General features: G+C 73.9%; 17 protein-coding genes. 11 read left to right on the top strand and 6 right to left on the bottom strand.

The window, feature by feature from the left end; all coding sequences use genetic code 11:
* Positions 1–35: 35 nt before the first annotated feature.
* The 6 genes from HG542_RS09190 to HG542_RS09165 all read left to right on the top strand — a co-directional run bounded on the left by HG542_RS09190 (position 36) and on the right by HG542_RS09165 (position 11,402).
* Positions 36–254, top strand: a complete 219-nt coding sequence (locus HG542_RS09190; protein ID WP_171079620.1) for an MbtH family protein — start codon at positions 36–38, stop codon at positions 252–254.
* Between the two features lie 63 nt (positions 255–317).
* Positions 318–2,078, top strand: a complete 1,761-nt coding sequence (locus HG542_RS09185) for a condensation domain-containing protein (RefSeq protein WP_171079619.1) — start codon at positions 318–320, stop codon at positions 2,076–2,078.
* Complete coding sequence (locus HG542_RS09180; RefSeq protein ID WP_171079618.1) at positions 2,075–5,278, top strand: non-ribosomal peptide synthetase; 3,204 nt, start codon at positions 2,075–2,077, stop codon at positions 5,276–5,278. The genes HG542_RS09185 and HG542_RS09180 overlap by 4 nt, the downstream gene beginning before the upstream one ends.
* 29 nt (positions 5,279–5,307) lie before the next feature.
* Positions 5,308–8,517 (top strand): non-ribosomal peptide synthetase, encoded by a 3,210-nt coding sequence (locus HG542_RS09175; protein ID WP_171079617.1) that lies wholly within the window; start codon positions 5,308–5,310, stop codon positions 8,515–8,517.
* Positions 8,518–8,562: 45 nt separating this feature from the next.
* Positions 8,563–10,110, top strand: coding sequence for an amino acid adenylation domain-containing protein (locus tag HG542_RS09170; protein ID WP_171079616.1), 1,548 nt, complete (start codon positions 8,563–8,565; stop codon positions 10,108–10,110).
* A 20-nt stretch (positions 10,111–10,130) separates the two neighbouring features.
* On the top strand, positions 10,131–11,402 hold the full coding sequence (locus tag HG542_RS09165) for an MFS transporter (RefSeq protein ID WP_218039016.1): 1,272 nt from the start codon (positions 10,131–10,133) through the stop codon (positions 11,400–11,402).
* Positions 11,403–11,588: 186 nt separating this feature from the next.
* Here HG542_RS09165 and HG542_RS09160 read toward each other — a convergent pair whose 3' ends face one another.
* Positions 11,589–12,083 carry a DUF488 domain-containing protein gene (locus HG542_RS09160; protein WP_306665288.1) on the bottom strand — a complete coding sequence of 165 codons (495 nt, stop codon included), beginning with the start codon at positions 12,081–12,083 and terminating at the stop codon, positions 11,589–11,591.
* Between HG542_RS09160 and HG542_RS09155 the strand changes: the two genes are divergently transcribed.
* Both HG542_RS09155 and HG542_RS09150 read left to right on the top strand, forming a co-directional pair.
* A complete protein-coding gene (locus tag HG542_RS09155; protein ID WP_171079615.1) occupies positions 12,055–12,492 on the top strand; it encodes an SRPBCC domain-containing protein in 438 nt (145 codons plus the stop codon). The genes HG542_RS09160 and HG542_RS09155 overlap by 29 nt on opposite strands.
* Positions 12,493–12,569: 77 nt before the next feature.
* Positions 12,570–12,782: a hypothetical protein gene (locus HG542_RS09150; RefSeq protein WP_171079614.1), complete on the top strand. Its 213-nt coding sequence runs from the start codon at positions 12,570–12,572 to the stop codon at positions 12,780–12,782.
* 21 nt (positions 12,783–12,803) lie between these two features.
* Here the strand turns inward: HG542_RS09150 and HG542_RS09145 are convergent, their stop codons facing one another.
* Complete coding sequence (locus HG542_RS09145) at positions 12,804–13,037, bottom strand: metallothionein (protein ID WP_171079613.1); 234 nt, start codon at positions 13,035–13,037, stop codon at positions 12,804–12,806.
* A 263-nt stretch (positions 13,038–13,300) separates the two neighbouring features.
* On the opposite strand from HG542_RS09145, the gene HG542_RS09140 reads away from it, so the two are divergent.
* A complete protein-coding gene (locus tag HG542_RS09140; RefSeq protein WP_171079612.1) occupies positions 13,301–13,837 on the top strand; it encodes a hypothetical protein in 537 nt (178 codons plus the stop codon).
* Positions 13,838–13,950: 113 nt separating this feature from the next.
* Here HG542_RS09140 and HG542_RS09135 read toward each other — a convergent pair whose 3' ends face one another.
* A complete protein-coding gene (locus HG542_RS09135) occupies positions 13,951–14,730 on the bottom strand; it encodes a GNAT family N-acetyltransferase (RefSeq protein ID WP_171079611.1) in 780 nt (259 codons plus the stop codon).
* A 48-nt stretch (positions 14,731–14,778) separates the two neighbouring features.
* Positions 14,779–15,744, bottom strand: coding sequence for an LLM class F420-dependent oxidoreductase (locus HG542_RS09130; protein ID WP_171079610.1), 966 nt, complete (start codon positions 15,742–15,744; stop codon positions 14,779–14,781).
* 277 nt (positions 15,745–16,021) lie between these two features.
* Here HG542_RS09130 and HG542_RS09125 point away from each other — a divergent pair, with 277 nt between their 5' ends.
* Together HG542_RS09125 and HG542_RS09120 are read left to right on the top strand one after the other, a co-directional pair.
* On the top strand, positions 16,022–17,203 hold the full coding sequence (locus tag HG542_RS09125; RefSeq protein WP_255315841.1) for a L,D-transpeptidase: 1,182 nt from the start codon (positions 16,022–16,024) through the stop codon (positions 17,201–17,203).
* A 106-nt stretch (positions 17,204–17,309) separates the two neighbouring features.
* The gene (locus HG542_RS09120) at positions 17,310–19,097 is read left to right on the top strand and encodes a bifunctional metallophosphatase/5'-nucleotidase (RefSeq protein ID WP_171079609.1); all 1,788 of its coding nucleotides are present in this window, start codon (positions 17,310–17,312) and stop codon (positions 19,095–19,097) included.
* Positions 19,098–19,104: 7 nt separating this feature from the next.
* On the opposite strand, the gene HG542_RS09115 is transcribed toward HG542_RS09120, so the two are convergent.
* Together HG542_RS09115 and HG542_RS09110 are read right to left on the bottom strand one after the other, a co-directional pair.
* A complete protein-coding gene (locus HG542_RS09115; RefSeq protein WP_171079608.1) occupies positions 19,105–20,106 on the bottom strand; it encodes an AMP-binding protein in 1,002 nt (333 codons plus the stop codon).
* 76 nt (positions 20,107–20,182) lie between these two features.
* Complete coding sequence (locus HG542_RS09110; protein WP_227725802.1) at positions 20,183–21,217, bottom strand: PP2C family protein-serine/threonine phosphatase; 1,035 nt, start codon at positions 21,215–21,217, stop codon at positions 20,183–20,185.
* Positions 21,218–21,292: the final 75 nt, after the last annotated feature.

The following is a 21,292-nucleotide window of genomic DNA, read 5'->3' as shown; positions in this document are numbered from 1 at the left end:
CCACCACTCACCCAGGAATCCGAGGAACCGCAGCCATGAGCAACCCCTTCGAGAACGACGCCGCCCCCTACCTCGTGCTCAGGAACCACGAGAACCAGCACTCCCTGTGGCCCGCCGCCACCGCCGTCCCCGCCGGCTGGACCCGCGTGCACGGCGAGGACACCCGCCAGGGATGCCTGGACTACGTCGAGGCCCACTGGACGGACATGCGCCCCGCGAGCCTGGTGGCCGCCCTCGGGGACCCGCGCCCCTGACCCCGGAACCGGCGAACACCGAGGAGAACCGAGGAGAACTGCGGAGAACCGTGGAGAACCACCATGCCTGACGCACCGAGCACCGCCACCGCCGAGGACACCCTCCGCGCCCTGTTCGCGGAGGTCCTCGGAGTCCCGGAGGCCGGCCCCGACGACAGCTTCACCGGGCTGGGCGGGGACAGCATCCTGGCCATCCAGCTGGTCAGCCGCGCCCGGCTGGCCGGGCTCGTCCTCAGCACCCGCGACGTGCTGCGCAAGGACACCGTCCGCGCCCTGGCCGCCGCGGCCCGCGAGCCCGAGCGCACCGCCCCGGCGGATCCGCCGCAGCGCACCGGCCGGATCACCCCCACCCCGATCATGCACTGGCTGCGCGAACTGGGCGGCCCCGTGGACACGTACCACCAGTCCCTGGTGGTCCGCACCCCCGCCGGGCTGCAACAGGACGCCCTGGAGACGATCCTGCAGGCCCTGCTCGACACCCACGACGCCCTGCGGCTGCGGCTGCCCTCGGGCACCGCGTCCGCGGTGTGGGAACCGGTGATCGAGCCGCCGGGGGCCGTCGCCGCGGCCGGCCTGCTCGTCCGTACCGATGCACGGGACGTGGACGACGCCGCCCTGCCGGAGATGATGAAACGTCATATAGCCGTGGCACGGGGCCTGTTGGCCCCGCAGAACGGTGTCATGGTCCGGGCGGTGTGGCTGGACCGGGGGCCCGCCCGGCAGGGCCGGCTCGCCCTGCTCGTCCACCACCTCGTCGTCGACGGCGTCTCCTGGCGCATCCTCCAGGACGACCTCGTCACCTGCTGGGAGGCGCTGTCCCGGGGCGAGGAGCCCCGGCCGGAGCCCGCCCGCACCCCCTTCGCGCACTGGTCGGCCGTCCTCGCCACCGAGGCCGGCCGCGGCCGGCGGATGGCGGAGGCCGGCGCCTGGCAGGAGACGCTGCGCACCGATCCCGCCCCGCTCGGCGGGATCTGTGCCCTGGACCGGCTGGCCCCGGAGCGCGCGGAGTGCACCTTCACCGTCACCCTGCCGTCCGAGGTCACCGTCCCCCTGCTGACCGGCGCGCCGTCCCTCGTCAACGGCACCGTCAACGACGTCCTGCTGACCGGCCTGGCCCTGGCCGTCCTCGCCTGGCGGCGGGGGCAGGGCGGCGGCGCGGACGACGGGGGAGCGGTGCTGGTCGACCTGGAGGGCCACGGCCGCGAGGAGCTCACCGAGGGCCTGGACCTCTCCCGCACGGTCGGCTGGTTCACCTCCGTGTACCCCGTCCGCTTCGCGCTCGGCGCGGTGGACACCGACGACGCCCGCTCCGGCGGCGCGGCCGTCGGAGCCGCCCTGCGACAGGTCAAGGAGGCCCTGCGGGCCGTCCCCGACAAGGGCATCGGCCACGGACTCCTGCGCCACCTCAACTCCCTGACCGGCCCCGGCCTCGCCGCCCGCGGCATCCCCGGGATCGGCTTCAACTACCTGGGCCGCTTCCCGATGGGCGACGAGGCCGACTGGGCGGCGGCCCCCGGGCACGACTTCGCCCTCGACTCCGCCGACGAGGGTCTGCCCATGGCGCACGCCGTCGAGGTCAACTCCGCGGCCCACGAGGGGCCCGGCGGGCTCGTCCTGACCGCCACCTGGACCTGGGCGGACAACGCCTACCGGGCCGAGCAGGTCCGGGCCCTGGCCGACGAGTGGTTCGCCATGCTGACGGCCGTCGCCGCCCACGCACAACGTCCCGGCACCGGCGGCCCGACCCCGTCCGACGTGTCCCTCTCCGGGATCAGCCAGGCCGATCTCGACGACTTCGCATCCCAGCTGGGGGAGTTGCTGTGACCCTCGTACCGCCGACCGACCTCGTCCCCCTCTCCCACGCCCAGCAGCGGCTGTGGCTCCTCGCCCGCACCGGCGACGCCGCGCTCTACAACATCCCCCTCGGCCTCCGGCTGCGGGGCCGCCTGGACCGCGACGCGCTGCGCGCCGCGCTCACGGATGTGACGGAACGTCACGAATCGCTGCGGACCGTCTTCCCCGAGCACGACGGACACCCCGGTCAGCTCGTCCTCGACGCCGGCAGCGCCGCCCCCGCATGGACGGTGACGCACTGCCCCGCGGAGGAACGGGAACAGCACATCCGCAGCGCCGCCGAGCACGCCTTCGACCTGGCGGCCGAACCGCCGCTGCGCGCCGACCTCCTGGTCCACGGCGACGAGGACCACTACCTGCTGCTGGTACTGCACCACATCGCGGGCGACGGGCGCTCCATGGAACTGCTCGTGCGGGACCTCGCGGCCGCGTACACGGCACGGCTGACGGGCGGCAGCCCCGACTGGCCCGAACTCCCCGTCCAGTACCCGGACTTCGCCCTCTGGCAGCGCGACCTGCTCGGCGACCCGGCCGACCCCGGCAGCCTCCACGCGCAGCAGCTCGGCCACTGGGCCGGGCGGCTCGCCGGACTGCCCGAAGAGCTGGACCTGCCGTTCGACCGGCCCCGCCCGGCGGCCGCGAGCCACCGCGGCGCCGTGGTCTCCGCCCGCCTCGGCGCGGACGCGCACCGGGCCCTGGCCGCGCTCGCCGGCGCGCACCGGGCCACGCCGTTCATGGCGGTCCAGGCCGCCTTCGCGGCCCTGCTCACCCGGCTCGGCGCCGGGACCGACCTGCCGCTGGGCTGCCCCGTCGACGGCCGCGACGACGAGGCGCTGGAGGACCTCGTCGGCTTTTTCGTCCACACCCTCGTCGTCCGCGCCGACACCTCCGGCGACCCGTCCTTCGGCACCCTGCTGGAGCGGGTGCGGGACACCGTCCTGGAGGCCCGGACCCACGCGGACGTCCCCTTCGAGGCCCTGGTCGAGCAGGTCAACCCGGCCCGGTCCCCGGCCCGGCACCCCCTGTTCCAGGTGGCCGTCGCCCAGCAGACCGGCGGCGGCACCGGGCCGCACTTCCCCGGCCTGACCGCCGCGACGGAGCCGGTGCGCACCGGGACCGCCAAGTTCGACCTCACCCTGGAGGTCGACGAGCACGACGGCCCCGGCGGGATCGGCCTCACCCTCGAATACGCCACCGACCTCTTCGACGCGGCCGGCGCGCAGCGCCTCCTCGACCGGCTGGTGCGGCTGACCGCCGCGGCGACCGCGGACCCCGGCATCCCGCTGAGCCGGCTCGACGTCCTCGACCCCGCCGAGCGACACGCCGTCCTCACCGGCTGGCAGGGCAGCCCGGCCGCGGACACCGACCGCACCGTCCACGGCGTGTTCGCCGAACAGGTCCGCACCGGCCCGGACCGTCCCGCCGTCGTCTGCGGGCCGCGCCGGGCGACCTACGGCGAACTCGACGCCCGCGCCGAGCGGATCGCCCGCCGGCTGACCGCCGTGGGCGTGCGCCCCGGCGACGCCGTGGCCGTCCTGATGGAGCGCTCGGTCGAACTCGTCGCGGCCTGCCTCGGCATCCTCAAGGCCGGTGCCGCCTACATCCCCCTGGACGCCCGGGCGCCGCAGGCCCGTACCGCGGGCATCGTCGCCGACACCGGGGCCGTGGTCCTGCTCGCCGACGACGGCTCCGCCGCCGTGCCCGGCATCCGGCACACCCTGCGCATCGCGGGGCACGAGGACGAGCCGCTGCCGCCGCTCGCGGGCAGCGCGGCCGTCACCGGTCACCCCGACGCTCTCGCCTACGTGATGTACACCTCCGGGTCCACCGGCACGCCCAAGGGCGTGGCCGTCGCCCACCGCGAGGTGGTCGCGCTCGCCCTGGACCGGCGCTGGCGCGGCGGGGCGCACGAGCGGGTGCTGTTCCGCTCGCCGCACGCCTTCGACGCCTCCACCTACGAGCTGTGGGTGCCGCTGCTGACCGGCGGCCTGGTCGTGGTGGCCCCGCCCGGCGAGCTGGACGTCGACGCACTGGGCCGCCTCATCGCCGAACAGCGCGTCACCGGCACCTTCCTGACCGCCGCCCTGTTCAACGTGCTCGCCGACCGCTGCCTTCCTCAACTCGCCACGCTGCGCGAGGTGATGACCGGCGGCGAGGCGGCCTCGCCGCCCGTGGTGCGCCGGGTCCTGGAGGCATGCCCGGACACCGTGGTGACCAACGCGTACGGGCCCACCGAGACCACCACGTTCGCCGCGACCCTCGCCCTGCGCGCGGGACAGGAGGTGCCCGCCGGCCAGGTGCCCATCGGCCACCCCCTGGACGGCACCCGGCTGTACGTCCTCGACGAGGGCCTCGCGCCCGTGCCGCCGGGCGTCCCGGGCGAGCTCTACATCGCCGGATCGGGCCTGGCCCGGGGCTACTTCGGCCGCCCCGGCCAGACCGCCGAGCGCTTCGTCGCCTGCCCGTTCGGGCCCGCGGGGGAGCGGATGTACCGCACGGGCGACCGCGCCCGGTGGAACACCCGCGGCCAGGTGGAGTACCTCGGGCGTGCCGACCGGCAGGTCAAGATCCGCGGCTTCCGCATCGAACCCGGCGAGATCGAGGCGGTGCTCGCCGCCCACCCCGCGGTCGGCCAGGCGGCCGTCACCGTCGTGACCGGGCCCTCCGGCCCCGCCCTCGCCGGCTACGTCGTCCCCGCCGACGGCGCCCCCGCCCCCGAACCGGCGGAACTGCGCGGCCACTTGAGTGCGACGCTGCCGGACTACATGGTCCCCGCCGACCTCGTCATGCTCGACCGCTTCCCCGTCACGCCCAACGGCAAGCTCGACCTCGCCGCGCTCCCCGCCCCCGGGCAGGGCCCGGCCGGCGGCACGTACGCCGCGCCGCGCAACGACAACGAGCGGGCCCTGTGCGAGGTGTGGCAGCGCGTGCTCGGCCGCGAACGCATCGGCGTCCACGACGACTTCTTCGACCTGGGCGGGCACTCCCTGCTGGCCACCCGGCTGCTGTCCGAGATCCGGTCCGCCCTCGGTGCCGCACCGACCGTCCGCCAGTTCTTCGCCGGTCCCACCGTCGCCGCCCTGGCCGCCCTGCTCGACGCCGGGACCGCCCCCGCCGCCGACGAGGAACCGCCCGTCGTCCGCCGCGCCCGCCGCCGCCCCGCCCACTGACCCGCCGCACCCCCGAGGAACCCACCCGCATGAGCCAGCCGACCCCGCAGTCCCGCATCGAGGACGTCCTGCCCCTGTCCCCCCTGCAGGACGGCCTCCTCTTCCACGCCCAGTACGACGAGAACGACACCGACATCTACGTCGCCCAGCTGCTGTTCCACCTCTCCGGCCCGCTCGACCCCGAACGGCTGCGCAGCGCGGCCGACGCGGTCCTGGAACGGCACGCCGTCCTGCGCGCCGGCTTCCTGCGCCGCTCGAACGGCGACCACGCCCAGGTCGTCCAGCGCGGCGTCCGGGTGCCGTGGACCGAGACGGACCTGACCGACCGGGACGCGGCCGCCCAGCGGGCCGCCCTCGACGCGCTGCTCCACGACGACCGGCGGCGCCGCTTCGACCTCACCCGCGCCCCGCTGCTGCGCTTCACCCTGCTGCGCACCGGACCGCAGGAACACCGGCTGCTCCTGACGTACCATCACATCCTCATGGACGGCTGGTCCTGGCCCGTCCTCGTCCGCGAGATGCTGACCGTCCACCACGCGGAGCCCGGCCGGGACCCGCTGCCCGCCGTCACGCCCTACCGCTCCTTCCTGACCTGGCTCGGCGAGCGCGACCGCGAGGCGGCCCGCGAGGCATGGAAGAGGGCACTGGCCGGCCTGAGCGGCGGCACGCGTACCGCCCCGACGGCCCCGGGCCCGGGCGGGGTGCTGCCCGACCGGGTCGAGACCGCCCTCGCCGAGGAGGCCACCGCACGCCTCACCGCCCTGGCCCGCAGCCTGCGCCTCACCCCGAGCATCGTGCTCCAGGGCCTGTGGGCGGTGCTGCTCGGCCAGCGCGTCCGCAGCGACGACGTCGTCTTCGGCGCCGTCGTCAGCGGCCGCGCCCCCGAACTGCCCGGTGTCGCCGACATCGTGGGCCTGCTCATCAACACCGTGCCGGTCCGGGTGCGCATCGACCGCGCCGAGCCCCTGGCCGAACTCCTCGGGCGCCTCCAGGAGGAGCAGGCGCAGCTGATCGACCACCACCACCTCGGCCTCACCGAGATCCAGCAACTCGCCGGTGCCGGTGAGCTGTTCGACTCCTGCGTGGCGTTCCAGAACTTCCCCGTCGACCCGGCCGGCCTGGCCGCCCTCTCCGACGGCGAGCTCACGGTCACGGCCGTGGAACCGTACGACGCCGCGCACTACCCGCTGAGCCTGACCGCCATCCCCGGGCCCCGACTGTGCCTGCAGATCGACTACCGCCCCGACGTCTTCGACCGGGACGACGCCGACGCCCTGCTGGCCCGGCTGGTCCGCGTCCTCGACGCGCTGACCGCCGACCCGCAGCTGACCGTCGGCGACCTGGACACCCTCTCCGCCGCCGAGCGGCACCGGGTCCTGACCGAGTGGAACGACACCGCGCGGGAGGAGGACTACGCGGAGGCCGTCGAGCGCGTGCGCGCCCACGCCGCGCGCACCCCCGACGCCCCCGCCGTCACCGCCGAGGGCCTGGAGATCCCCTACGGGGAACTGATCGCCCGCGTCGACGCCCTGAGCAGTCGGCTGCTGACCGCGGGGGTGCGTGCGGGCTCCCTGGTCGCCGTGCTCTCCGAGCCCACCGTCCGGGTCCCCGTCGCCCTGCTCGGCATCCTCGGCGCGGGCGCCGCCTACGTGCCGCTCGACCCCGAGGGCCCGGTCGGCCGCACCGCCGGGCTGCTCGCCGACGGCGGGATCGGCTGGCTGCTGGCCGCCCCGGACCGGCGGGCCCGCGCGGAGGAGATCGCCGCCGCCGCGGGCGGCACGGTCCGGGTACTGACCCTGGACGACGCCGCCGGTGCCGCGGAACGGCCGCCCGCGGCCGGGGGCCGGGACGCCCTCGCCTACGTCTGCTTCACCTCCGGCTCCACCGGGAAGCCCAAGGGCGCCATGGTGCACCGCCGCGGCATGAACAACCACCTCCTCGCCAAGGTCGAGGACCTCGGACTGACCGCCGCCGACAGCGTGGTGATGAACGCCCCCCTGACCTTCGACATCTCCGTCTGGCAGATGCTCGCCCCGCTGATCACCGGCGGCCGGGTGCACATGGTCTCCCGCGACACCGCGCGCGACACCCAGGCCCTCTTCGGCGAGGCGGCCCGGGAGGGCATCACCGTCCTGGAGACCGTCCCCTCCTTCGTCCGCGCCGCGGTGGACCTGTGGGACACCGGAGCCCCCGTCCCCGCGCTGCCCGCCCTGCGCCGCTTCATCGTCAACGGCGAGGTCCTCCCGCCCGAACTCTGCGCACGCTGGTACGCGCGCCACCCCGCCGCCGCGATCGTCAACGCCTACGGCCTCACCGAGTGCTCCGACGACAACACCCACGCCTTCATCCCCCACGACGTGGCCGGTCAACTCGACCAGGGGCGGCTGCCGGTGGGCCGCCCGCTGCGCAACAACCGCCTCTACATCCTCGACCAGGGACTCGCGCCCGTCCCGCCCGGCGTCCCCGGCGAACTGTTCATCGCGGGCACCGGCGTGGGGCCCGGCTACCTCAACGACCCGCGCCGCACGGCCGAGCGCTACGTCCCGGACCCCTTCTCCGGCGAGCCGGGCGCCCGGATGTACCGCACCGGGGACCTGGCCCGGTTCCGCGCCGACGGCCAGCTGGACTTCCTCGGGCGGCAGGACCACCAGGTCAAGATCCGGGGCAACCGCATCGAACTCGGCGAGGTGGAGACCGCCCTGCGCGCCGCCCCCGGAGTCACCGAGGCCGTCGTCGCCGTCGACCGGGACGGCGCCGGACAGCAGCGGCTCATCGCCTACTTCACCGGCGCCGCGGCCCCCGGCGAGGTCCGCGGTGCGCTGGCGGAGGCCCTGCCCGGCTACATGGTCCCCTCGATGTTCCTGCACCTGCCGGCCTTCCCGCTCACCACCAACGGCAAGCTCGACCGCAAGGCCCTGCCCGCCCCCGCGACGGTCGCGCACAGCACCGGCCGGGCCCCGGCCACGGACCGCGAGCGGGCCGTGTGCGAGGTCTTCGCGGAGGTCCTCGGCCTGCCCACTGCGGGCCTCGACGACGACTTCTTCGCCCACGGCGGCCACTCGCTGCTCGCCTCCCGCCTCGTCGGCCGCATCCGCACGGTCCTCGGCTCCGACATCGGCATCCGGGACCTGTTCGCCACCCCCACCCCGGCCGGCATCGCCGCCCGCCTCGACGCGGCCGCCCCCGCCCCCGCACGCCCGGCCCTGCGCCCCCGCGCCCGGCGGGCCGCCGGAGCCTGACGGGCCCGCACCCCGCGCCGAACCGACTGGAGAGACCCGACCCTCATGACCTGGACGCACACCCCCGTACCGCTGCGCATCGCGCAGCAGGCGGCTCGCACCCCCGAAGCCGTCGCCGTGAGCAGCCCCACCGGTGACCTGACGTACCGTCAACTCGACCGCAGGGCACGGTCACTGGCCCACGACCTGCGCAGCGCCGGGGCGGGCCCCGAGCATCCCGTGCTCCTCGGCGTGCGGCGCGGGGCCGACTGGGCCGTCGGGCTGCTGGGCATCTGGTACGCGGGCGCCGCCCTGCTGCCCGTCGACCTCGCCGCCCCCGACGAGCGGCTGCGCACCATCGTCGCCGCGTCCGGCACCCGGCATGCCGTCGTGCCCACGCACGAGGACGCCACCGCACTGCGACGGCGCTGCGGCGCCGAACTGTTCTGGGCCGCCACGCGCGAGGCGGCCCCCGCGGACGGCCCCGTGGCCGAGGTCCTGCCCGGCACCCTCGCCTATGTGCTGTTCACCTCCGGCTCGACCGGCGTGCCCAAGCCCGTGGCCGTCGCCCACGCCAGCCTGGAGCACCAGGCGATGGCCCTCGCCGGGCGCTACGGCCTGACCGGCGAGGACCGCGTCCTGCAGTTCGCCGCACCCGCCTTCGACGTGTCGCTCGAGGAGGCCGTGCCCACCTGGTGCACCGGCGGCACCGCCGTGTTCGTCGCCGACAACGTCCTCTCGCCCGCCGAACTGGAGCCGGTGCTCGACGGCCGCGGCGTCACCGTCGTCAACCTGCCCACCCCCTACTGGGCCCAGTGGGCCCGGGACGTCGACCGCCGCCCCCGGCCGCTGCCCGCCGCACTGCGCCTGGCCGTCATCGGCAGCGACGCCGGCCGCATGGCCGACCTCGTCCGCTGGTCCGCCGCGGGCGGCCCGCCGGTCGTCAGCTCGTACGGCCTGACCGAATCCACCATCACGGCCACCTGCTACGAGCCCGCCCCCGCGGAGCTCGCCGGGCGGGACGGCGACGCGGTGATCCCGATCGGCGTGCCGCTGCCGGACGTGCACGCCCATGTCCTGGACGCCGCCCTGCGCGAGACGCCCGCGGGCACCCCGGGGGAGCTGTACCTGGGCGGCCCCTGCCTCGCCCGCGGCTACCACGGCCGCCCGGGCCTCACCGCCGAACGGTTCGTCGCCGACCCCTTCTCCGGTGAGCCGGGCGCCCGGATGTACCGCACCGGGGACCGCGTCGTGCGCGGCCCCGACGGCACGCTGGCCTTCCTCGGCCGCTCCGACGACCAGGTCAAGATCCGGGGGCACCGCGTCGAACTCAAGGAGGCCGAGGCGGCCGTGGCCGCCCACCCCGCCGTGCGGGACGTGGTGGTGCGGGCCGTGCACGACCTCGGCGAGCCCCGTCTCGCCGCCTACGTGGCTCTCGACCCGGCAACTCCCGCACGGCCGGAGGAGATCCGCGACTTCGTCGCCGGCCGGGCGCCCGGCTATCTCGTACCGTCCCACGTCCTGGTCCTGGACGCCCTGCCGCGCACCCCGGGCGGCAAGCTCGACCCCCGGGCCCTGCCCGCCGCCCCCGTACCGCAGCCCGCCCACCGCTGAACCACCGAGGAAGAACCCAGGTGTCCGTCCCCACTGCCTCCGCCGCCCCCGAGACCGCCGCGCTGCAACACCAACGCCGCCGCGACTTCCGGCTGTTCATGTCCACCCACATCTGCAACGAGCTCGGCGGCAGCATCACCTACGTCGCGCTCCCGCTGATGGCGGTGCTCACCCTGCACGCCTCCGCGCTCCAGGTCGGCCTGCTGTCCGCCGCGGAACAGGCCGCGTTCCTCGTCCTCGGGCTGCCCGCGGGCGCCTGGGTCGACCGGATGCGCCGCCGCAACGTCATGATCGCGGCCGACCTGCTGCGGGTCGTCCTCCTCACCGCCGTGCCGGTCGCCTACCTGCTCGACCTGCACTCCATGGCCCTGCTCTACACCACGGCGCTGCTGCTGGGCTGCGCCCGGCTGTTCGGCGACGTCGCCGACCAGAGCTATCTGCCCACGTTGGTCGGCACGGACTCGCTCATCAGCGGCAACTCCAAGCTGGAGACCGTCCGTTCGGCCGCCGAGTTCGGCGGACCCGGCATCGCGGGCTTCCTCGTCCAGGCCTTCGGCGCGGCGGGGACGATCGCGAGCCAGGCCGTCACCTCGCTGGCGTCGGTGGTCTTCCTCGGCAGCATCCGGGCCCGCGAGGAACGGCCCGCCCCCGCCGCGCGCGGCGACCTGCTGAAGGACATCCGCGAGGGCCTGTCCTTCGTCCTCGGCCACCGCATCCTGCGCCTCATCGCCCTCAACACCGCGGCCGTCAATCTCTTCCTGAGCGCGATCTTCGCGATCAACGTCCTCTTCCTGACCCGCACGGTCGGCCTCCCGCCCGCCGCGGTCGGCTGGGTCATCACCATGTCCACCCTCGGCGCCATGGCCGGCGCGGTCCTCACCGAGCGGCTCTCCAAGGCCGTGGGAGCCGCCCGGCTGACCTGGCTGTCACTGCTGGTGACGGCCCCCTTCGGGCTGCTGCTCCCGCTGGCGGAGAAGGACTGGCGCATCGGGCTGTTCGTCCTGGGCTCGATCGTGCAGTCGGCGGGCGTCACCGTCTACAACATCTGCCAGGTGACGTACCGTCAGACCGTTTGCCCTCCGGGGCTGTTGGGCCGGATGACCGCCACGATGCGGTTCCTGGTGTGGGGCGTCCTCCCGCTGAGCGGGCTCATGGCCGGTGCGCTCGGGCAGTTCGCCGGCGTCCGGCAGACGATGTGGATCTGCGCGGCCGCCCTGGCGCTGGCCCCGCTGGTCCTGCTCTGCTCGCCCCTGCGCCGGATGCGCGACTTCGAACCGTCGGACACGCCCTAGGGCGTGTCCGACGGGTCAGCACGGGCCCCGCGACGCTCCCCCAGCTACCGCTGGGAGGTGCCCCCAGGCACGGCACCTCGCCGCGTTGTCGCATCACCCGAGTACGCCCAGTACGCGGGTAATGCTCCGCCTTGCGATGCACCGCACCAGACGCCGCGGAGCCCGCACCGACCCATCGGACACGCCCTAGTCACCCAGGATGTCAGTGAGCACCGCAGCGGCGCTGATCTCGCACTCCCTGGTGGAGGTCAGCAGGGTCAGCGTCCGTTTCCCGGCCAGCTCCCGCAGGTGCCGCAGGGCTTCGGTGTGCTCCGCGTCGCGCAGTTCCGCCCGGTAGCGGCGGCCGAACTCGGCGAACTTCTCGGGGTCGTGGCCGTACCACCGGCGCAGTGCGGTGGACGGGGCCACGGCCTTGCACCATTCGTCCAGTGCGGCCTTCTCCTTGCTCAGCCCGCGCGGCCAGATGCGGTCGACGAGCACCCGGGTGCCGTCGCCGCGCTCGGGGTCCTCGTAGACCCGGCGTGCACGCACCTGCTGCCCCTGGGCCACCGTCGCCTCCTCGGGCTGCTGATGTGTCCGCCTGCGTCCTATCCTGAGGCGGAACGGCCGTGTCCGCATCCGGTGCCGGCCGGTCCGGGAGGAGGAGAGGGCGATGCGCCAGATCGCCACGATGGTCGACATAGCCGCGACCCCGGCCCGGGTCTGGGAGGTACTGACCGACCTGCCCCGCTACCCCGACTGGAACCCCTTCATCCGGGAGGCGTCCGGCGAGATCGCCCCGGGCGCCCGGCTGCGGCTGCGGATGTTCCCCGTCCACGGCCGTACGGTGACCTTCCGGCCCCGCATACGCACCGCCGTTCCGCAGCGGGAGCTGTCCTGGACGGGACGGCTCGTACTGCCGGGCCTCTTCGACGGGCTGCACCGGTTCGTCCTCACCGACCTGGACGGCGGCGGCACCCGGGTGGTCCAGGACGAGAAGTTCACCGGCCTGCTGGTCCCCGCCTTCGCCGGGACCGTCGCCCGGACGACCGAGGACTTCGACGCCCTCAACCGGGCACTGCGCAAGCGGTGCGAGAGGGTCCGGGTCTGACGTCCTCGCGATGCGGCCCGGCACCGTCCGCGGTAGAAGTGGAGCGCAGGCCGCCGAACATCCGAGGGAGCCCCTCCATGCCGACTGACGAACTGACGCGTTTCCTCGCGGCGCTGAGCCCCGCGAACCGGCAGAAGGTCGAGCAGCAGCCGCAGGAGCAGCAGGAGAAGCTGGCCGCCGCCTGGGAGGCCGAGCTCCGCGAGGACCGGGACCTGGACACGCTCAGCGAGCTGTCACCGCACGCCGCCGAGGACGAGGCGGCCGAGCGGATCGTCCGGGAACTGCTCTGAGAACTGCTCCGGCACCGCCGGTCACACGTGGTCGACCAGCCCCTTGGCGCCTTTCGAGAGCGCGCAGTGCGCCCCGCAGAAGAAGCGTCCGTCCGCTTCCACGCCATGTCCGACGATCTTGACCCCGCAGTGCTCGCAGATCGGGGCCATCTTGTGAATGGCACACTCGAACGAGTCGAACACGTGTCGGGCGCCCTGGGCCTCCACGGTGAAGGCCATCGCGTATTCGTTGCCGCACACTTCGCACTGAGACATGGCCGCATGGTCCGGTGCGCCGCCGGGAGTGGCAACGCTGCCGCGGGCGGGTCGCCGCCGGCCACCCGTCCGGCCGCCCGCCGGCCGTACGAACGGAGGGCCGTCGTGGCGCCGGTGGCATATTCCGGTCAACTCGTACGCATGTTCCCGGATGGGACCCTGCCCCGCACCAGCGCCGCGTGCCACTTGTCCGTCCTGTCCCCTGGCCGGTCCTGATCGGGCGGTGCTGTCAGGCCGCGCGCGCCTTCCTACGCTCCACCGCCATGAACTCCACACGGCTCAGACGTTTCGGCCTGTCCGCTGTCCTCGCCGCCGCCCTCGGCGCCGGCCTGGCCCAGCCCGCCTCGGCGGCCCCGGCACCGGCCATGGCCATCGCCGCCGACAAGGCGTCGGCGACGCCGGGTTCGACGGTCACCCTCACCATGACCTTCACCAACGACCAGACCACGAACACCCAGTTCGTGTACCAGTCGATCCAGCCGACGTGGAACACCTCGCAGGACCCGGGGCTGAAGTACACCTTCAAGTCCTGCAGCGGTGACGCGGTCCAGTGCGACGTCTCCAACCAGAGCGGCGTCGTGCGCTACAACGTGCCCGTCGTCCCCGGGGCCAGCCGCACGGTCAAGCTGACCTACCAGATCGCCGCCGACTCGGCCTGCGGCCCGAGCAGGCGGATCGAGCTCTACTCCTACCTGTACTACGAGTACCAGGGCGGACAGGCCAAGAAGGACGGGATCTACCCGGTGGGCACGGACATCACGTGCGCCACGACGCCGAGCGCGGCGGCCGCTCACAAGTAGCACCGTCACCGGGCGGCTCGCGACGGCCGGCCGGTTCTCCGAACAGTGCGACACCTTGAGATCCCGCCCGGTCAGGACCCCGTCCTGGCCGGGCCTTTCCTCTCCCGGACCCGTTACGGCCGGTACAGCCACGGCGTGGTGACGCTCAGCGCCGTGAACCCCAGCCGCTCCAGGATCGGACGGCTCTGGTCGGACGCGTCCACCTGCAGGTAGCGGACGCCGTGCTCGGCCGCGATGCGCGCGCGATGGGCGATCAGCGCCCGGTAGACGCCCCGCCCCCGCCATTCCGGCACCGTCCCGCCACCCCACAGCCCGGCGAAGTCCGTCCCCGGGCAGAACTCCATGCGGGCCGAGCTCACCGGCCGGTCGCCGGCCATCGCGAGGACCGCGACGAGCCTGTCCGGCTCCCGCTCCAGCTGCTCCAGGACCCGCTCGCCGAGGCGGCGGCCCGGTGTGCCGAAGGCCTGTTCGTGGACCTCCGTCATAAGGGCCACGCCGGCCGCGTCGGTCACCGGCTGCAGCCGGATGCCCTCCGGCGGGCCGGTGTCGGGCGACAGGGCGGAGACCGGGGCGACCATCAGGGTCTCCGCGGGCTCGGGCACGAAGCCGGCCGCCCGGAGCCGGCCGGCGAGATCCGCGGGCCGGTCGTGGGAGTACAGCTTCCACTCGAACTCGCGGCCCAGTGCGGTGAAGTGCTCGACCTGGGCCCTGACCGCCCCGTCCGCCGTCCCCTCGTCGAGGCCGGACCACAGGATGCCGTGCCAGCCGTGCTCGGCCGCGCACACCTGCCGTACGACCCCGTCCGCCCGTTCGATCCGGGCCCCGGGGCCGTCGGGGCGGGCGTTCCGGCGCATCTGGCGGTCGAACAGCGCCAGCAACTCGTCTCGATCCATCCGCACACTGCAGCACCGGGACGGCCGGCGGGCAACCGATTTCCGTGGTCAGAGGCCGCGCAGGGCGGGCAGCAACTCCTCGGCGGCCCAGCGCAGATAGCCGCTCTGGTGGTCGCCGCCGACCTGCACCAGGGCGACCTCGGTGAACCCCGCCTCGGTGAACTGCCGTACGGCCGCCACGAAGTCCTCGACCCGGGTCCCGCAGGGGATCGCCTGGACGACGTCGTCCTTGGTGACGAACCGGGACGCGGCGGCGAAGGAGACCTCGTGCGGCAGTTCGGCCAGGACCCGCCAGCCGAGGCCGAACCAGCGGAACTGCGCGTGGGCCCGCTCGATCGCCGCGTCCCGGTCCGGGTCGTAACAGACGGCGAGCTGCCCGATACGGGGCTTGCCCGCCCCGCCGAACCGGTCGAAGGCCTCCACCAGCTCCTTCTTCGGCTCGGTGGCGATGAGCAGGTCGCCCAGCCCGCCCGCGATCCGGCAGGAGCGTTCGCCCGAGGCCGCGATGCCGATCGGCGGGGGAGGCGAGGGCAGGTCCCACAGCTTCGCGTGCTCGACGTCGAAGTGGGCGCCGTGGTGGTTGACCGTCCCGCCGGCGAAGAGGGCCCGGATGACCTGCACGGCCTCCTGCAGCCGTTCCTGGCGCACGTCGACCGCGGGCCAGCCCCAGCCGACGACATGTTCGTTGAGGTTCTCGCCGGACCCCAGCCCCAGCCGGAACCGGCCCTCGGACAGCAGCTGGACCGTGGCGGCCTGCTGGGCGACCACGGCCGGGTGGTAGCGGGTGGTCGGGCAGGTCACGAACGTCATCAGCGGGATGCGGGACGTGGCCTGCGCCGCGGCGCCCAGGACGGCCCAGGCGTTGGGGGAGTGGCCCTGGGCGGCCAGCCAGGGGAAGTAGTGGTCGGAGATGACCGAGAAGTCGAAGCCCGCCTGTTCGGCCCCCACCACGTGCTCGACCAGCTCCCGGGGACCCGCCTGTTCGCACATCATTGTGTAGCCGATTTGCACCATGAGGTCCCAGTTCCCGAAGCGACGGGGGAGAAACCCGCTTCGGCAACGGTACGCACCCGTACGGTTGCGCAAAGTGGTCAACCCGTGCGTGATCCGGGTCATGGTGCGTCGCATGACGCCCGGCGCAGACTGAATCAGCCACAAGCGGTTCTAGCCGGACAAATTTCTTCACTTCAGGAACCGCAGACGCATGTGGATCATCTGTACGGGTGGTGGGGGGAGCACAACCCGTCTGTTCCGGTGACAGGGCAGGGCCCGCCACGGATTTCTTGCAGCAATGGAGGTCGCACACGTGCGCATCGGATCGGGCCGTCGCCCCGTCCTGCTGATACCCGCCCTTCTGGGCTCCCTGGCGCTGACCGCATGTTCCGGCGGGGCCAAGGCGGATGCCGGGCCCGAGGCCAAGGTCACCGTCACCCCGGCCGCCGACGGCAAGGAGGCCGCGCTCGGCTCGCCCATCTCCGTCAAGGCCGACGGCGGCAAACTCACCGCCGTGGACGTCAAGGACGACAAGGGGCAGAACATCGCCGGGCAGCTGGCGGACGACGGGTCCTCGTGGACGTCGCAGGGGAAGGTCAGGCCGCAGGCCACCTACACCGTGCACACCACGGCCAAGTCGGCCAAGGGCAAGGAGACCTCGACGACCTCGAAGTTCACCACCCAGCAGGCCCCGAAGGTCAACAAGCTCACCAACACCCCGGCCGACGGGGAGACCGTGGGCACCGGCATGCCCGTCTCGATCCTCTTCGACCACAAGGTCGACAAGGACAAGCGCGCCGAGATCGAGAAGGCCCTCAAGGTCAACACCTCGGTGCCGGTGGAAGGCGCCTGGGGCTGGGTCACCGACTACTCGGGCAAGGACCGCATCGACTGGCGGCCCAAGTCCCCCTGGCCCTCCGGGACCAAGGTGACCGTCAAGGGCTCGCTGGCCGGCATCGACTCGGGCGAGGGCGGCTGGTTCGCCCGCGACTACAACTACGGCTTCTCGATAGGCAAGGACCGCAAGGCGGTCATCGACGTGCCCAGCCACCAGCTGACCATGTACGAGGACGGCAAGGAGGTCGGCAGCGTCATGGGCTCGGCCGGCTCCCCCGAGGCGCCCACCCGCGGCGGCATCCACACCGTCCGCAGCAAGGCCTCGGACGAGGTCATGGACTCCTCCACCATCGGCTACGGCAACCAGTGGTCGCTGCCCTCGAAGTGGGTGACCCACATGACCGCTTCCGGCACCTTCCTGCACTCCGCGCCCTGGAACAAGTCCATCGGCGTGGAGAACAACAGCCACGGCTGCTTCGGCATGACCACCGAAGACGCCAAGAAGGTCTACGACTTCCTGTCGATCGGCTCCACCGTCGAGGTCAAGAACACGACGAACACGGAGAAGACCGACGTCGGCAACGGCCTCGAGGTCTGGCAGGAGTCCTGGGACCAGTGGCAGAAGCGCAGCGCGCTGAAGTAACGCCCTTGCAGGGCAGCCCGATGTGAACCCGCGCCCATGGCCGGCGGACATGCCGTCCGTCGGCCCAATGGGCCCGGCCGCCGCGCCCGCCCCGCACGCTGGGGCCATGGTGCGGGAACCCCTGCGGCGCCGGAGCCTCTTGGCGGCCGGCGCCGCCGCCGTGATGCCGGCCGCGGCCGCCGGCCGGGTTCGGGCCGCGAACCGCGGCACCGTCGAGATGCAGCTGCTCAACATCACCGATCTGCACGGGTATCTGCAGGCGGCCCCCGGCACCGACGCCGTCGTCACCGGGGCCGGGGGAGCGCGGTACACCGTGGGCGGGGCCGCGTACCTGGCCGCCCACCTGGAGCGGCTGCGCAGGGGGCACCGCAACTCGGTCCTCTTCGCCACCGGAGACCTCTTCTCCGGCTGGGAGTTCGACGCGACGGCCTTCGCCGACGAGCCGACGATCGAGGTGCTCAACCGGCTCGGCCTGCGCTTCTCCACCGCCGGGAACCACGAGTTCGACCGCTCCCCGGCCTTCCTGACCCGGCACATGGAACACGGCGAGGCCTACCCCGAGGCCGGCCGGGACGACGCCTTCCCCGACTCCACCGGACGGCCCTTCCACGGCGCGGACTTCCGCTACTACAGCGCCAACGTGGTGTGGTCCGCCACCGGACGGACCGTCCTGCCGCCCTACAACATCGAGTGGGCGGACGCCGGGGACGGACGCCGGATCCCGGTCGGCTTCATCCACCTCACCGTCCCCGGCACCGCTTCCTTCCCCTGCTCCTACCAGCCCGCCCTCGGCACCCTGGACCCGCTCGCCACCGCCGACCGCTGCGCCGCCGAACTCGCCTCCCGCGGCGTCCGCGCCCTGGTGCTCAGCGTGCACGACGGGGCCTACGCCGGGCCCGACTTCACCACCGGCACGCACCCCTCCGGCCCCGCCTACGAGCTCGCACGCCAGGTCTCGCCCGCCATCGATGCCGTCGTCACCGGCCACTGGCACCACCGCTTCACCATGAGCGTCCCCGACCCGGACGGCGTCCCCCGGCCGTTCGTCGAAGCGGGCTGCCACGGACAGGTCGTCAACGAAACCGTCCTCCGGCTCGACCCCGGCACCGGACGGGTCGTCAGGGAACTGACCACCTCCGTCAACCACCCCAACACCCGTGACATCGCCCCCGACCCCGGCATGGAGCGGATCACCGCGTACTGGGCCGGACAGGCCGCCGCCCGGGCGCGCACGCCGGTCGGCCGGCAGACCGGCTCGTTCACCCGGCAGCGCACTCCGGCCGGGGAGAGCACCCTCGGCAACCTGGCCGCGGACTGGGCCCGTTGGGCCGGCAGCCGTCCTCTCGGCCCGTTCGACGACGGCAACGTCCATCCCGTCCGCCCCGCGGACCTCGGCATCGTCGCCACCGCCCCCCGCACCGGCCCCTGCATCCTCGGCGGCGACCTGGTCCACGACGGGGCGTCCGGCACCGTCGTCTTCGCCGCGGCGTGGAACGCCGTGGGCTACGGGGACCCGGTCCTCACCGTCACCGTCGGCGGACGACAGATCCACCGGGCCCTGGAGGACCAGTGGTACCACGCCGACGGGCAGTTGCAGTTCGCCCCGCTGGCCGTCTCGCGCAACGTGCAGTACACCTACGACGCCACGGGACCGGCCGGAGACCGCATCGCCCCGCACGACGTCCTCCTCGACGGCCGCCCCCTGGACCCGTCCCGCTCCTACCGGCTGGCCGCACCCGCCTACACCCTGCTGGGACTCGACGGCACCACGGCCTTCGCCGGATTCCGCACCCCCGTCCGCCACGAGCGCGACCACGAGAGCTTCATCGCGTACGTCCGCGCGCACACGCCGCTGACCCCGGCCCCCCTGGGCCGGGTCCGGGCACGCGGGTGACGTCCGTTCAGGACCGGCGCGCCACGGGCCGCGAGGGCCGCGGGGAAGGCACCCGGACCACGGCGTCGGGCCAGAAACCCGCCACCGCGTACGCCCCGATGAAGGCGTCGAGCCGCTCCCCGTCGACCCCCTGCTCCGGTGCCAGCACCAGCCGCCACCGGCCGAGCTGCAGCGCGCACCGCTGCACGTAGTCCGTCCCGTGCGGCAGATCGAGGGCGCCGGGCGGTATCACGCCCGTGGTGGCGCGCTGCTGCGACATCGCCGCCAGCCAGCGGCGCGGGTCGCGGGCCACGGTGCCCGAGGGCAGGGCCCAGGTGCTCATGCCGGTGAAGAGGGGCAGCAGCACCTGGGTCGTCAGGCCGGTGCCGTCGTGGGCGGGCAGCCAGCCGACCAGGCGGTCCCGCGCCCCCAGCCGGGTTTCCGCGGTGAACGCCGAGAGCCCCGCCAGGGCCGCGCCGTGCGTGACGGGCACGGCCCGCGGCGGGCCGAACGAGCGCGGGGTGTACTGGACATAGGCGAGATCGGAGGCCTCCGCCGGCACCGGTTCGGCCGAGCGGCCCGTCGGCGGCCCGATGGCCACCACCGCCCCGCTGCGGCTCCCCGGCCGGGAGGCGAACAGCGGCAGCCACCCCGGCACCGTGCACACCAACGCCGGCCGGCAGTCCGCCTCGACCGCCGCGTACAGCGACGCGCGGACCGGCCCCCGGGGCGCGGGCACCGGCACCGCCACCGCTCCCGCGTACAGGCAGCCGAAGAACGCCGCGGCGAACTCCGGGCCGTTGGGGAACGCCAGCAGCACCCGGTCGCCCCGCTGCACCCTGGTCCGCAGCAGGGCCGCCACCTGACGGGCCCTGCGGTCCAGCGCCGCGAGGCCGAGCGACTCCGCCCGGCCGCCCACGGCGTCGGGCAGGTACGTGCAGAACACCGCGTCGGGCCGGGACGCCGAGCTGCGGGACAGCATGTCGGTCAGGGTGCCGGCCGCAGTGCGCGGGGACATCGTCATCGTCATGACATCGACGATGCATGGCGATCATCAACGGATGATCGCCATCCGATTAACGGGGCGGAACCGTCTGTTGCAGCCGTCACTCGCAGCGCTCGACCGCCACCACCGCCACATCGTCGGCCAGCGCCCCGCCGGCGTGGGCGAGCAGGTCGCCGTGAATGTACTGCACGAGGTGCTGCGGATGCGTGCCGCCCCAGGCGGCGATGCGCTCGGCCAGGGGATAGAAGGTGCCGCGGGCGTCGCGGGTCTCGATCACCCCGTCCGTGTAGAGCACCAGGAGGTCGCCGACGCCGAAGGGGAACGCCTCGGCCTCGTAGGCCGACGCCGGCAGGCCGCCGCCCAGGCCCAGCGGCAGGGCGGGATCACTGACCGTCAGCTCCGTCACCCGCCCCTGTCGCACCACCAGCGGCGGCGGGTGGCCGCAGTTGATGAGGCGGATCAGCGGCTCCTCGTCGGGGATGTCCAGCACGGCGGCGGTGATGAAGCTCTCGCCCGCCGTCTCCGCGTCCTCCGTGGGCTCCACCGTGTCCCAGTAGACCGTGTTCTCCAGGTGTGCCACCAGGGTCGGCAGCGTGGGGTTGCGGTGCGCCGCGGCACGGAACGCGCCCAGCAGCAGCGCCGCGTCGCCGACCGCCGTCAGCCCCTTGCCCCGCACATCGCCGATCATCACGCGGCTGCCGTACGGGGTGCGCACCGTGGCGTAGAGGTCGCCCCCGATCCGCGCCTCCGCCTCGGCCGCCACGTACACCGAGGCGATCCGCAGCGGCCCGATCCGCGACGGCAGCGGCCGCAGCAGCACCTTCTGCGCCACCTCGGCCACGCCGCGGACCTGGACCAGCTCCTGCTCGTGACGGTTGTACGCGTAGCGGAAGAACACCACGAAGGCCGAGACCACGATGAGCGCGAGGATCTGCGCCTCGTGGTTGGAGGTGAACAGGCCGCCGTGGAACACCCCGATGAGCACCTGGGCGCCGACGGCCAGCGCACCGACGACCCCGGTGAGCACCGGCCCGCCGAAGGCCGCCGTGAGCGCGGGCGCCGCCACCAGCAGCGGGCCGAGGTGGATGTTCGGGGACGTCAGTAAGTCGACCACGGTGACGCCCACGATCAGCACGAGCGGTACCGCGACCAGACCGGATACACGGGGCCGGTGCCGACGGAAGGCCGGCGGATCATGTCGAGGGTGCAC

Origin of the sequence: Streptomyces morookaense (genome assembly GCF_013030945.1) — a bacterium.
GTDB classification, from domain to species: Bacteria; Actinomycetota; Actinomycetes; order Streptomycetales; family Streptomycetaceae; genus Streptomyces; species Streptomyces morookaensis.
The sequence above is the reverse complement of the archived record's forward strand: the minus strand, read 5'-3'. Positions and strand labels throughout refer to the sequence as shown.